Consider the following 14,194-nt stretch of genomic DNA (forward strand, 5'->3'; position numbering starts at 1 on the left):
TTTTGATTATTCCCTCGGTTAGCGCTTCATCGGTCTTGCCAACAGTACTAATAAAATCAAACTCATGTACCCAAACAATGGATATAAGAAAGAAATCAAGGAGCCATAACCTAATTGACTTATCAAATAGGCTATTGATAGAATCCCAAACACAATTGAAATCGATGAAAGCTTCAAGACATTTTTCAATTGGCGCTCAAGACCAAATAGGTTTCCGATCACAGACGTAAAGATTTCTCCATAAATCACAAGGATGTACAACCAATAAAACACAGCCATGAAGTTTTTCATTACTTCAGCCATCGGGATTTCAAAACCTTCTACATTTGGTAGTGCGGATAATGATATATGGCTCGTAAATAAAATAAGACATAACGCACCACCACCGATAAAACCGCCCCATCTTAATGTATGTTCATGGTTAATTTCTTTTGCAAGCGGAACTAATACCGGCATTGCCATAGTCAAATTAAAAGCCGAATATAAAAATGGTGAAATCAGCCATTTAGCGCTATGCGACTCGATTTCTGGCCGACTTAATAGACCCGTTGCATCATTTGCTATGACCTCTATTGCTAAAACAACACTAAAGAATATCATAATTGGAACAACAAACATGTTCACACCAAATAACCCTTTAACTCCATAAGTCAAAACAAAGATGGAAAGCCCACCCGTCAACAGGATTCCAAGCTGATAAGATATTCCCAATTGTTCATGAAAAACCGCTCCTGCACCAGAAAGCATAACGGAAGTTACTCCTATTAGGACAAGAAGCATAAGTGCATTCACCATTAACCCAATTTTTTTTCCAAATAAGTATTCATTAAATTCCTTATATGAATTTGCTTGAATTCGGTTTGCAATAATCATAATTCTTGTTCCTAACCATATAAATAGGAAACCGCTGATGCAGATTCCAACCAAGCCATATACACCGTGCTGGGTAAAAAATTCGACAATTTCTCTACCTGTTGCAAAGCCTGCTCCTACGATTGTTCCTACATATACAGCACCAATCTGGAATGCTGCTCCCCAATTCCCTCGCACAAATAGCCACCTCATTGTTTTATCTATATTACTTGATATATATGTACAAGTTCTATAAATAAGACGAGCTATTATTTCGGAAACAAGCGGAAAAAATTGCTAGGCCTTTTCACTTGAAAGTCAAAAATGGTCAAAGTATAATGTAGACATAAGGTCAAAGATGGTCAAACACTACGAATCATCATGCATGGCCTATTTCATTTATCTAATTAGTCAAAGATAGTCAAAAATTCAAGGAGGTATTTGTTTATGATTTGTCAAGCATGTAATCAAAATGAAGCTACTGTTCAATTACATCTACAACTTAACCAAGAAAAGCGACAAATTCAACTTTGCAGTGAGTGTTATGCGAAGGAGAAGAACAACATGAAAATACCTTCAGGATTGAACGGTTTCCCTAATTTCACATTTGATGACCTATTTAAAGGCAATGCCTTTAGTCAACAAAATGGAATCAACCAACAACAAACACAAACAAAACACGGTGGAAATGGCGGAGGTCTTCTCGATCAATTTGGACGTAACCTTACTCAAATGGCGAAAGCTGGACTAATTGACCCAGTTATTGGCCGTGATGAGGAAATCCAACGTGTCATTGAAATTCTGAACCGTCGTAATAAAAACAACCCCGTTCTAATTGGGGAACCGGGTGTAGGTAAAACTGCTATTGCAGAAGGATTAGCCCTACTTATCGCTGAAGGAAAGGCACCTAACAAGCTTTCAAATAAACAGGTTTACTTACTAGATGTCGCTTCATTAGTTGCCAACACGGGAATCCGTGGTCAATTTGAAGAACGAATGAAGCAATTAATAGCGGAACTTCAAAAACGTAAAAATATTATTCTATTTATTGATGAGATTCACCTTTTAGTTGGTGCAGGATCTGCAGAAGGATCAATGGATGCAGGAAATATTTTAAAACCAGCTCTTGCACGTGGTGAGCTGCAAGTGGTCGGTGCAACCACTCTAAAAGAATATCGAGAAATTGAAAAAGATGCTGCACTCGAGCGCCGTTTCCAACCTGTTACTGTGGAGGAACCATCGATTGATGAAGCAATTCAGATTCTTGAAGGAATTAAAGGAAAGTACGAAGACTTTCATGGAGTAAAATATTCAAACGAAGCAATCCGTGCATGTGTCACATTATCACACCGCTACATTCAGGATCGCTTTTTACCAGACAAAGCCATTGACTTACTTGATGAAGCTGGGTCAAAAATGAACCTAGTATCTGGTGGAACAAATCCAAAGAATATTGAAGGAGAGCTTTCAAAAATTGCAGCAGAAAAAGAAAAAGCTGCTGGTGAAGAAAATTATGAATTAGCAGCAAAATTAAGACATCAAGAAATTCTACTTGAAAAACAATTAAATAATCCAGAAAACAACGTAGAGCATGTGATTGATGTCGAAAACATTCAACAAATTATTGAAAAGAAAACCGGTATTCCTGTTGGTAAGCTCCAAGAAAATGAACAACAAAAAATGAAGCTACTTGCAGAAAATCTTGCCAAAAAAGTAATTGGTCAAGATGAAGCAGTAACAAAGGTTGCGAAAGCAGTTCGTCGTAGCCGTGCTGGTTTGAAGGCTAAAAATCGCCCTATTGGTTCCTTCCTCTTCGTTGGACCAACGGGTGTAGGTAAAACAGAATTAACAAAGACACTTGCTGAGGAGCTCTTCGGCTCAAAGGATGCGATGATTAGACTCGATATGAGTGAGTATATGGAGAAACATTCAGTGTCTAAAATCATCGGTTCACCTCCTGGATATGTCGGCCATGAGGAAGCTGGACAACTAACCGAAAAAGTTCGTCGTAATCCTTATAGCATCATCCTTTTAGACGAAATTGAAAAGGCACATCCAGATGTTCAACATATGTTCCTACAAATATTAGAGGATGGTCGTTTAACAGATAGCCAAGGCCGTACTGTAAGTTTCAAAGAGACAGTCATTATCATGACAAGTAATGCCGGAGTTGGCGCTCCTAAGAAAATTACGGTCGGCTTTGAAAAGGCTGAAACAGGTGCCTACAAGGAATCATCTATCCTTGAGTCACTTGGTTCCTTCTTCAAGCCTGAGTTCTTAAACAGATTTGATGCAATCATCGAATTCAAACAGCTTGAAAAAGAGCATCTGCTAAAAATTGTCGACTTAATGTTACATGATCTTGAAGCAACTCTTAAAGAACAAGAAGTAACTATGTCTGTTGACGACGAAGCGAAACAAAAATTAGCTGAGCTTGGTTACCACCCAGCATTTGGTGCACGTCCACTACGCCGTGTCATCCAAGAACAGCTTGAAGACCAAATCACAGATATTCTTCTAGAAAATGAAGATCAAAAAAGCTTGAATGTAACAGTTGAAGAAAATAAAATTGTAGTAAAATAATCTTCCCACTAAAAATGCAGAGCCCAAAAAGCTCTGCATTTTTTTATATTGACTTAGTCTTCAGGTCAGTCACCTTAATCGGAGTCTTTCGATTCGAGAACAGGCTGTGTAGCACCATCCCACCAGCGATCATGAAGAGTCCGACAAAGGAATACATCGTTGGCATTGGTGCACTTAATAAAAGGACCTCACCAAATATGACAAAAATAATCTGTGTAGCTTGGGTTGCTTCTACAGCAGCAAGTTTACTTTGATCATGTTTAACTAGCTCTGTCGCAAAAAAGAAAAGTACGGTTGCGATAATCCCAGAGGAAATCCCTACAATAAAGGACTGAAACACCTGGTCCTTACTCGGAAGTCCAACCGTAGCACCCCCAATTCCAGCAATGATTAGCCAAAATGGAGTCGATGCAAGTGTCATTCCAAGCACACGCTGAAACGTATCAAAGTTATTTTTACAATGCTCCATCATTTTCCTGTTACCTAATGGATACGCAAAGGCTGCCACCACAACTGGAAGGATCCCTACAAGAAACATCTCCATTCCAATGCCTTCATTTGCTGCCTGGAGTTGGATCAAGATAATCCCAATAAAAATGAGACTAGAAAAAATAAGACCTTTAACAGGGATTTTTTCTCGAACCCTTTGCATTCCATTCTTTGTTTCTACTGTCTTATAGAAAAACGGCACAACTAGTAATCCAGCAATAATCACAAATTGCCAAGTTCCCGCAACCAACCAACCTGGGCCTGATGTAGCTGCAAATGTAAGGGGTGCATAAAACAAGCCAAACCCAATCGTGCTCCATAATATCCATGTAACAGGATTTATTTTTAGCTCATGTAGTAGTTCCTTCATATTCCCTCTAAATAGAACAATCCCAATTAAAAATGGTACCATAAAAAAATATCGCAAGGATGAACTCCAAAGCCAACTACCACCTGAAAGTTCCATCGATCGATTTAGAATAAAAGTAACTGCAAAAAATAGTGATGAAACAATCCCAATGAGTATTGCTTTCATTCATATACTCCTTCCTACACCCTAAAACAATAAACTTCTTCGTCTACAAACCCTTTTATGATTTCAGCTGTTTTCGTAAATCCTGCTTCTGTATAAACATGGATTGCAGCTTTGTTAGTTGGAATAACTGACAAGTAAATCTCATCACAATAGGGTAATGTCCTTATCATTTCCGCAATAATTTCCTTTACTGCCGCTGTACCATAGCCTTTTCCTTGAAATTTATAATCAATCATTATCCTACATAGTTCAAACCGATTTCGTTCATTATCTAGTCCGAACATCGTAAATCCAATTAATTGTGTCCCATCATAAATTGCCTTTGTTACCCAATCTGGTTGGACTTTTGCCTGGGCTAGTGAAAATACATTTGAAGCAACCCACTTTTCAAATAAAACAAACTCTTTATCCTCAGATTTCAATTGAATGACATCCAGTAAATTTTCCATCGTGACATCACGTAAAATGATTTTTTTCAATTACCCTCCCCCACTTTACAATTGGTTTGACACTCAATTGATGTGAATATTCTAATAATTCATTTTATCATAAAGACTTGCTCTGCTTTCACATTAAATCCTTCTTTTTCTAATAATTCCCGTAAAATATTATTCAACATTGAAATATTGGCTGCAGTTCTTACCACAGGTTGACTAGTTGTTTTGTAAACCATACTTAGTAGATTTCTAACAATGTCCTCTTTCAATAGATGCGAAGGCTCGGCCTCACATTGAAATAGAATGATAGATTGAAGTGTACCTTCCTCATTAAATAGCCTTTTAAAGATTGCATAACCAACGACATTCTTGTTCTCATCTAAGGCTAGTATTGATTCTCCATCACGTGCATTGCTCCACTGCGTCTGCCACGGAACAAGTGCTTTGTAAAACGGCGCTTGCATAGCGTCAATTGGAATCCCTTTTTTATAAGTGTAACAGTTATTGTCTGATAAAAATGCATCCTTTGACAATTCACCTGTATGCTGGAGGTGAACTAACTCATCTACAATTTTATAACCGACCTTTTCGTATAAAGAGATAGCTTTCACATTTTCTTTCACAGCCTCGAGCGTAGCAACTTCTACACCTTCCACTTCATAGATTGCTAGCACAGCCTCAATCAGCTTTTTGCCGACGCCCTTACCTCTGTATTCAGGGTCAACACCTGTTCCACCATTCCAAGAAACCTTCTTACCGTTAATAAGGCGAATGCCGTTTAATATAATTCCTACTGGTCGCTCATCATCATATGCAATCACAGATAAACTTGGAGAAAGCCCTTCCAAAATTAATCGTCTTGTAAAAAAATCGACTGTTGTCGTCATATCAAAATAGTATCCTTCAAATCCTTTATTCCATGCAACTACTGCATCCTCAAGTGTACATTGGGACAAGCGCTTTATTGTGATCATGATTTTTTCGCCTCTTCCTTAAAAAGTAATTTAGTCGATTTATTTAACCATATTTTTGCTTAGGCTACAAGTAATTTTTGGAAGTGTGTCATCTACCTCTTTACTAATTCATATACATTAATGAGGTGGAAAACATGTCCATTATTCCAAGAATTTTCTTAATCATGTCCTTTTTCTTATTATTTATTAATGGTTCAGCATTAGGATTTATTTTGTATAATGAGAGGTTTAATACTTTATTTGGGAATGGCTTTTTTATCTTTACTTGTCTAGTGGGGGCTGTATTTGCGTCGATTGCTGAGGAACCAGGTTCGACAAAGAGGTTTTATTGTAGATATTGTTTCTATGGAAACTTACTTGTTATTGTTTTCCCGCTCTATTTTCATTGGGTAGCGGACTCCGTCTTCCCAGTATTAATCGAAACAATTCTTTAACAAAAAAGTGCCACAATGGATGTGACACTTTTTTGTGATTATGCATCTTGGTCGGTTAAGATTAGAGGACCATCTTGTGTAATTGCAAGTGTATGTTCGTATTGTGCGGAAAGACTGCCATCAATTGTACGCGCCGTCCATCCATTTTTATCCATGGTTGTTTGCCATTTTCCGACGTTTACCATTGGTTCTATTGTAAAAACCATTCCTTCTTTTAAGCGCAATCCTTTGTTTGGAAGACCATAGTGTAACACTTGTGGCTCCTCATGCATCGTTGGTCCGATTCCATGTCCGATAAAGTCACGAACAACTGAAAATCCTTCACCTTCCGTATAAGACTGAATAGCGTGACCAATGTCCCCAAGACGGTTGCCGATTACCGCTTGTTCAATTCCCTTGTACATTGCCGTCTTAGTAACATCGAGTAGCTTAGATGCCTTTGGTGAAATTTCACCAACCCCATAAGACCATGCAGAGTCTGCGAGTGCGCCCCCAAGGTTAACAACCATATCAATTGTAACTATATCACCATTCATCAATGGTTTCTTTCTAGGAAACCCATGACAAATTTCATCGTTAATTGATGCACATGTTGCATATTTGTAGCCCTTGTAGCCTTTTTGTTCAGGCGTGGCACCATTTTTCTTAATAAAGTCCTCAGCAAAGCTGTCGATCTCAAGGCTTGTGATTCCAGGCTGAATCATTTTAGCAATTTCCTTATGACAAGCAGCTAGAATTTGGCCCGCTTCACGCATTAATTCAATTTCTCTTTTTGTCTTTAAATGAATCATGAAAACACCCTCAATTTCAGTTTGATGTTTTTATTATATCCTTAATTCATACCTTTTGCATAACATACAACTTAATTTGAAAAATTTGAAAAAATAGCACAGAAAAGACTGTGGAATTTTCCACAGTCCCCCTGTCTTTTATAATGTTTTGTCGTCTACACTATTTAGCCACGCTTCAATTTCACCAACAACAGATTCTACAGTTCCCTCTTCGAATGGGGAAAGTAGGTTTGCAACCTTGACTAATTCAGTGAAAGGCTTGCTTCCTCCTTGTTTACATAGGTGAAGATAATCCGCCCACGCTGCTTCATGATTATCTCTAGATTTTTTCCAGAATTGGAATGCACAAATTTGAGCTAATGTATAATCAATATAATAAAAGGCAGTTGTGTAAATATGTCCTTGACGCTGCCAAAAGCCACCTTCTTCTAAGTATTGATTACCATCATAATCACGTAGTGGCATATACTTTTTCTCAATTTCTCTCCAAGCATTATTGCGTTCAGCAGGTGTTAATTCAGGATTTTCATAAACAATATGTTGGAATTCGTCTACTGCTACACCATATGGTAAGAATAATAACGCCTCACTTAAATGAGAAAACTTGTATTTTTCTGTATCTTCTTTGAAGAATAATTCCATCCATGGCCATGTGAAGAATTCCATGCTCATTGAATGAATTTCTGCAGCCTCATATGTTGGCCAGTTGTATTCAGGAACCTCGTAATGTCTACTTGAGTATACCTGGAACGCGTGTCCAGCCTCATGTGTCAGTACATCAATATCCCCTGATGTTCCATTGAAGTTTGAGAAAATATACGGAGCTTGATAATCGCTAATGTACGTACAGTAACCGCCACTAGCTTTCCCTTTCTTGGCAACAAGGTCCATTAAATTCGTATCAATCATATAATTGAAGAATTCTTTTGTTTCTTCAGAAAGTTCCTCATACATTTTCTTTCCATTTTCAATAATCCATTCAGGGTCACCCTTCGGAACTGCATTTCCGGATTTAAAGCTGAATGACTCGTCATAATATTTTAAGCTGTCAATTCCAATACGCGCTGCTTGACGCTCACGAAGCTTAACAGCTAGCGGAACAATATGTTCTTTCACTTGTTTTCTGAAGTTAGCAACCATTTCCGCATCGTAATCTGTTCTTGATAATCTCACATAGGCTAACTCTACAAAGTTATTAAATCCTAGCTTTTGTGCAATTCGAGTGCGTACCTTTACTAGCTGATCATATATCTCATCGAATTTCTCTTGGTGCTCTTGGTAAAATGAAAATCGCACTTCATTCGCTTTTTTACGCATAGTTCTGTCTTTAGATTCAGCAAATGGCTGTAACTGTGCTAATGTACGTTCTTCTCCCTCAAACATAATTTTTGCTGAAGCTACAAGTTTCGTATACTCGGAAGAAAGCTTGTTTTCTAACTGTAGATCCTCCACAACTTCTGGAGAGAATGTTTTTATTTGTGTTTCTGCAAAATCAAATAGCTGTTTGCCCCATTTGTTTTCTAATTCGGTACGGAATTTAGAATTAACAAGAGCTTCATAGTATTTCGTTGTTAAACCTTGAACTAATGGCTGTATTTCATCAAGATAATCTTGCTCATTTTTGTAGAATTCATCATTTGTATCAACCGTATGCCTGATATAGCAAATGTTAAAAGCTGTATCAACTGTTCGTTGAATGGCAATGATTTCTTTCATCGCTTCATCTTGTCGGGCAGGATTTGCCGCATTTTTAAATTTTTCAAGCGCTACATTAAATGATTGCTCTACATCGTCCATGTTCGGGCGGACATACTTAAAGTCATTAAAATTCATAGAAGGTTCCCCTTTTCGCTTAAGAGATTCGTATATATGTATACTCTTACATTGTAAACCACTCCTACATATATTTACCACTCCGAAATATTCGATATTAAATGATAAGTTTCGCTAAATAATCTAGTAAGTTTGTCGATAAAAATAGTAGAATGTTAGAATACACGATTATAAACAACTCGAGTTGTTGCGTATGAAAGTAAAGGTGATATTAATTGGATAAATCGTCATTAATAGGTGTAATACTTGGTTTGATTGCCGTCTTTATAGGTATGGTTTTAAAAGGGGTCCCAATGACAGCTTTGGTAAATCCCGCTGCCTTTTTAATTATTATTTTAGGTACGATTGCAGCAGTAACGATTGCTTTTCCTTCCAGCGAATTAAAAAGAGTACCACAATTATTTGGGATCCTATTTAAAGAAAAAAAGCTGTTAGGTGTCGAAGAATTAATTCCAATGTTCTCAAACTGGGCAACGATTGCTCGTAAAGAAGGGCTATTAGCGCTTGAAGTCAAGGTTGCTGAAGTGGATGACCCTTTCTTAAAAAACGGTTTAAGCATGGCGGTTGATGGACAAAGTGCTGAATTTATTCGCGATGTGATGACAGAAGAATTAGAAGCTATGGAAGACCGCCATTTATCTGGCGCTTCGATTTTCTCCCAAGCAGGAACATATGCCCCAACACTTGGGGTATTGGGGGCTGTTGTAGGTCTGATTGCCGCATTGGGCCATATGGACGATACAAATGCACTAGGGGAAGCTATTGCAGCTGCGTTCGTTGCAACTTTATTAGGGATTTTCACAGGTTATGTACTATGGCATCCTTTCGCAAATAAGTTAAAACAGAAATCAAAGCAGGAAATAAAAATAAAAGAAGTCATGATAGAAGGCGTTTTGTCCGTCCTTGAAGGTCAATCACCTCGAGCAATCGAACAAAAGCTTTCAATGTACCTATCAAACAAAGACCGCGAAAAGGTTTTGACTGAAGGTGAAATGATAGATGGCTAGAAAAAGAAGAAAGAAAAAACACGATGAGCACATGGATGAATCATGGCTGGTACCTTATGCGGATATTTTGACATTGTTGCTGGCGTTGTTTATCGTCCTCTTTGCTGCAAGCAATGTAGATGCGAAGAAATTTAATTCACTCAGAAGTTCCTTTAACAATGTTTTTATTGGAGGGACTTCTGTTTTGGAGTATGAGAGTCCGACACCAGTTGAAATTGATACAGTTGCAATCCAAAATGATAAAGAAAAAGAAAGAGAAAAACAAGAACAAGAAGAATTGAAAGAATTGCAAAAGAAAATTAACGGTTATATCACCGAGAGTGGTTTAGATTTAAGTCTTAAAACGCGCTTAACAGAAGAAGGTTTGCTAGTTACCATTCAGGATGGTGCCTTCTTTAATCCGGCAAGTGCAAAGGTTCGTGCAGAGGATATTAAAATTGCAAGGGAAATTTCTGAGTTGTTAGTTATGGATTCCCCTCGCAATATCATAGTAAGTGGACATACAGATACTATCCCTATTAATAATCATGAGTTTAAAAGCAACTGGCATTTAAGCGTCATGCGCTCCGTTAATTTTATGAGTATTTTATTAGAGAATGAAAAACTTGATCCAAGCCGTTTCAGTGCTCGCGGCCTTGGTGAATATGAGCCCGTTGCGACAAATGACACACCAGAAGGTCGTAGTCTAAATCGTCGTGTAGAAATATTAATCCTGCCAAATGGTGTAGAACAAGAATAAATGCGCAAGTGCCTTAAACAGCCCTGACAAGGTGGGACCCTGATGAGGGCTCAAAGCTAAGCTGAGCATATGTTCTCCGTGGATTATTCTCGTACATTTCTTCTGCAGCAGGTAGAGTAAAGTGACCACTAAGGGCTAGGTGTTTGAGCTGGATTACCATAAGAAAACCCCCGGACCATATCCGTGGGTTTTTCATTACCATATTACCTTCCAATTATCATCAACAGTGGCTTCAATTGTTCCTCTTTTAAGGATATAGTTTGCAATTAACTCGGACATATCAAGTGGAATATCTTTAATAACTGGCTTATCCTTGAACATGACATATTCACCACCACCACCTGCACGATAGTTGTTCATGACAACATCATACTCACCTTCTGGTTGAATGGGTTCACCCTTAAAACTTAACTTTACTACTCTCTCCCCCATAGGCTTTGAAATATCAATTATATATTCAATACCCTCCCACATATCATAATTGTAATGTTGTGGCTTTGGTGTTGCGAATGAAGGGTTGACTGCTGCCTTTCCATTTTCAAGAATAAAATAACTTGCACTTCTTTCTAGTGCAGCTCTTACGTCATCCCCTGTTATCCGAATGACCGTTAACGTGTTCGGATAAATATAATTGGAGACCACGTCTCTCATCGTAATATTTGAAGGAAAACCTTTCGTTATATTATTAAAAAGTGCTGTATTTGAAATCGATACCTTGGCGACATCCATCTGCACCTTGTTAATAAATTCAACAAGCGCATTATCCCTTAAGCGTGCTTTTAAAGGATCATCAATTGTCATATTTCCGATAACTTGACCAATTGGTTTGTCCAACCATTCTTGTGTCGCAACCTCATATTCATTTACTAGTTCAATTGAGCCTTCGTCTGCTTTTTTATCTTTTACGAAAATAAGTTCAGGCCTAGATTCAGAAATGGTCCACTTTTTCTCATTTTTCGTAAGGATTAGGGTAATTTTACCAATTGCCTGACCATTAAAGCTTGGCTGAACAATCGGGATGCCGTTTACTTTCCCGGCAAGTGAACGATGCTGATGGCCAGTTAATAAAAGGTCAACCCCCTCAATCTCTTTACAAATTCGGTACCCCTGATTTTCTCCTGTTATCTTTTCGGTTGGCTCACCGGTTTCCAAATCTGCTTCAAATCCACCGTGGTAGGAAACAATCATCAAATCCGGATTTTCATCATTACGGATTTTCCCCACCCAATATTTTGTTGTTTCAAATGCATCATTAAATGTTAAACCTTTAATATGTTCCGGATTCTCCCAATTCGGGATGTAATGAGTGGTTACACCCAGAATCGCAACCTTTATTCCTTCCTCAAGCTCAACCATGATATATGGCCTTCCAATAAATGGCTCCCCTTCTTCATTTACTATATTTGCAGAAAGCCATGGAAAAGTTGAATCTTTAATCGCCTGCTGTAAAACATCGATCCCATAATTGAATTCATGATTTCCAACAACAACTGCATCATATTTTAAATCATTCAATATTTTAATCATTGGATTTTGTTTATGACGACCTGATCTTACATAATAATAAGTTAAAGGTGTTCCTTGAATTAAATCTCCATTATCAATAACGATAGTATTCCTATTACGACTTCTCTCTTCTTTAATCACAGTTGCAATCTTTGTAAGTCCAAGACCAACAGGCTCATTGTTCCCATAGTTAATTGGAAAAATATTGCCGTGTACATCACTCGTTTCAAGAATGGTAATTGATATCGATTTCATTTTTTTACCTCTTTTGTATAGGGTCAATTTTAGTATACATAATTTTACCAATTTTCGGGGTTAAGAATAATAATCTTTTAACATTAAAGTTTCTCCATTCACCCCTAATTAATGTACCATTAGACAGAAATTGACTACTTTTGTCAAATTTAATATGTTTCTCTTTGCCATTTTGATATAATAATTTTACAGAAAAATGGCAAGGAGAATGTGTTTGAAAATAGAATCTAAAGTTCTAAAAAATAGTCTTGTATATCTAATTATTGTAATTTTACCTACCACAATTGGTAGTATTTTATTTGCGAATTATCATTATAATACGGCTATTATTAACCAAACAGCCAAAACAAAAGAGATGGTAAACTTTCAATCTAGCTATATTGATCGGTTTATTGGAGAAACTTTAGCTAGCACCGAAACTCTTGGGATTGTCTTTGAAAACAAAAATAGTAATGAAGAGATTAAGAACATGCTACATTCAATTCATAAAAAGGATGATCGCTTTTCTGGACTATATTGGGCAAATCCAAACGGTGATATCCTTGTGTCTACTCTCGACTTAGATAATAAAGTGAACATTTCCTATCGCGAATATTTCCAACAGGCGCTTCAAACAAAACGGACAGTCATCTCATCAGGGCATAAAGGAGTAATAACTGGAAGATTTATAGTTACAATCGCCACACCCGTTATTAAATCGAATAAAGTTAAAGGAGTTGTACTCTTTAGCTTACGCCTAGATTATTTAGAAAACGTACTGAAGGTTCTTGCACCAGATGAAATTTTAAGAGTCATCGACCCGATTGGCCAGGAATTAATTACCACTAATTTAGATTCACATTCGATTGATAGCGATATCATTAGTACGGAGCTAGCTAATGTGAATTGGACAGTTGAAGCATGGCCACGAACAACATTATCGAATAAAAAGATATTTATTTTAAACTCAGTGATTTTTAGTGGTATTTTATTGATCCTTACTCATATTCTTTTTCTTCTTGGAAAATATCTTCTTCTCAAACGCCAAACTATTCGTGAGCGAGAGGAAAATGAGTTACAGAAATTAGAATTAGTCGGAACACTAGCAGCAAGTAGCGCACATGAAATAAAAAACCCTTTAACTGGGGTTAAAGGACTCATTCAATTATTAAGTGAAAAACATAAGGATCCGAACGATCAATTTTATTTTTCGGTCATTCAGCAAGAAATTACAAGGATTAATGATATTGTCAATGAGTTCTTAATCCTTGGCAAACCTACCGCAGACAAACGTAAAAGTTATGATATGAATGACATTGTGAAAGAAGTCCAACCCATTATTCAATCTGAAACAAACCTCTATAATGTGGAATTTGATTTACATCTTTCGGAAAAGCCAATGTACATCATGTGCTCAAATGATAATATTAAACAGGTTGTTTTAAATCTATCCAAAAATGCAATAGAATCGATGCAAGCAGATGGTGGCAAACTGTCAATTTCAATTCAAAAAGAGGGAAAATCTTGTATATTATCAATCACTGATACAGGTGTCGGTATTCCAAAACATATTCTTTCAAAGGTGTATACCCCATTTTTTACAAATAAGGATACTGGAACTGGCCTCGGTCTTGTGATTTGTAAAAGAATTGTCAATATGTATAACGGAACAATTAATATTGATAGTGTGGAAGGTAAAGGTACTATAGTTCAAGTACACTTGCCTTTACACGAAGATTAATTAATAACAAACCCACTTTCTCGAAAGTGGGTTTGTTGA

At 37.2% G+C, this 14,194-nt stretch carries 12 protein-coding genes; 5 read left to right on the forward strand and 7 right to left on the reverse strand.

Annotated elements, in window-relative coordinates:
* Nucleotides 1–18: 18 nt before the first annotated feature.
* Nucleotides 19–1,050 carry a YkvI family membrane protein gene (locus NST91_RS17945; RefSeq protein ID WP_341332222.1) on the reverse strand — a complete coding sequence of 344 codons (1,032 nt, stop codon included), beginning with the start codon at nucleotides 1,048–1,050 and terminating at the stop codon, nucleotides 19–21.
* Between the two features lie 249 nt (nucleotides 1,051–1,299).
* Here NST91_RS17945 and NST91_RS17950 point away from each other — a divergent pair, with 249 nt between their 5' ends.
* Nucleotides 1,300–3,435, forward strand: coding sequence for an ATP-dependent Clp protease ATP-binding subunit (locus NST91_RS17950; protein ID WP_341332223.1), 2,136 nt, complete (start codon nucleotides 1,300–1,302; stop codon nucleotides 3,433–3,435).
* 43 nt (nucleotides 3,436–3,478) lie between these two features.
* On the opposite strand, the gene NST91_RS17955 is transcribed toward NST91_RS17950, so the two are convergent.
* Genes NST91_RS17955 through NST91_RS17965 form a run of 3 tightly spaced genes read right to left on the reverse strand, consistent with a single transcriptional unit; the run spans nucleotide 3,479 to nucleotide 5,870 of the window.
* A complete protein-coding gene (locus tag NST91_RS17955) occupies nucleotides 3,479–4,459 on the reverse strand; it encodes a DMT family transporter (protein ID WP_341332224.1) in 981 nt (326 codons plus the stop codon).
* A 14-nt stretch (nucleotides 4,460–4,473) separates the two neighbouring features.
* Complete coding sequence (locus NST91_RS17960) at nucleotides 4,474–4,938, reverse strand: GNAT family N-acetyltransferase (RefSeq protein WP_341332225.1); 465 nt, start codon at nucleotides 4,936–4,938, stop codon at nucleotides 4,474–4,476.
* A gap of 59 nt (nucleotides 4,939–4,997) precedes the next feature.
* On the reverse strand, nucleotides 4,998–5,870 hold the full coding sequence (locus NST91_RS17965; protein ID WP_341332226.1) for a GNAT family N-acetyltransferase: 873 nt from the start codon (nucleotides 5,868–5,870) through the stop codon (nucleotides 4,998–5,000).
* 134 nt (nucleotides 5,871–6,004) lie between these two features.
* Here NST91_RS17965 and NST91_RS17970 point away from each other — a divergent pair, with 134 nt between their 5' ends.
* Nucleotides 6,005–6,304, forward strand: coding sequence for a hypothetical protein (locus tag NST91_RS17970; RefSeq protein ID WP_341332227.1), 300 nt, complete (start codon nucleotides 6,005–6,007; stop codon nucleotides 6,302–6,304).
* A 38-nt stretch (nucleotides 6,305–6,342) separates the two neighbouring features.
* Here NST91_RS17970 and map read toward each other — a convergent pair whose 3' ends face one another.
* Complete coding sequence (gene map / locus NST91_RS17975; protein WP_341332228.1) at nucleotides 6,343–7,095, reverse strand: type I methionyl aminopeptidase; 753 nt, start codon at nucleotides 7,093–7,095, stop codon at nucleotides 6,343–6,345.
* Nucleotides 7,096–7,233: 138 nt separating this feature from the next.
* The gene (locus NST91_RS17980; RefSeq protein WP_341332229.1) at nucleotides 7,234–8,928 is read right to left on the reverse strand and encodes a M3 family oligoendopeptidase; all 1,695 of its coding nucleotides are present in this window, start codon (nucleotides 8,926–8,928) and stop codon (nucleotides 7,234–7,236) included.
* Between the two features lie 215 nt (nucleotides 8,929–9,143).
* Between NST91_RS17980 and motA the strand changes: the two genes are divergently transcribed.
* Both motA and motB read left to right on the forward strand, forming a co-directional pair.
* Nucleotides 9,144–9,935 (forward strand): flagellar motor stator protein MotA, encoded by a 792-nt coding sequence (gene motA / locus NST91_RS17985; protein WP_341332230.1) that lies wholly within the window; start codon nucleotides 9,144–9,146, stop codon nucleotides 9,933–9,935.
* Nucleotides 9,928–10,674: a flagellar motor protein MotB gene (gene motB / locus NST91_RS17990; protein ID WP_341332231.1), complete on the forward strand. Its 747-nt coding sequence runs from the start codon at nucleotides 9,928–9,930 to the stop codon at nucleotides 10,672–10,674. The genes motA and motB overlap by 8 nt, the downstream gene beginning before the upstream one ends.
* A 195-nt stretch (nucleotides 10,675–10,869) precedes the next feature.
* Here motB and NST91_RS17995 read toward each other — a convergent pair whose 3' ends face one another.
* Entirely contained in the window at nucleotides 10,870–12,435 is a 1,566-nt protein-coding gene (locus tag NST91_RS17995; protein ID WP_341332232.1) for a bifunctional metallophosphatase/5'-nucleotidase, read from the reverse strand.
* A gap of 214 nt (nucleotides 12,436–12,649) precedes the next feature.
* Here NST91_RS17995 and NST91_RS18000 point away from each other — a divergent pair, with 214 nt between their 5' ends.
* Entirely contained in the window at nucleotides 12,650–14,155 is a 1,506-nt protein-coding gene (locus tag NST91_RS18000) for an ATP-binding protein (protein WP_341332233.1), read from the forward strand.
* Nucleotides 14,156–14,194 lie beyond the last annotated feature (39 nt).

Origin of the sequence: Ferdinandcohnia sp. FSL W7-1320, from assembly GCF_038050315.1 — a bacterium.
Lineage (GTDB): Bacteria > Bacillota > Bacilli > Bacillales > Bacillaceae_L > Ferdinandcohnia > Ferdinandcohnia aciditolerans.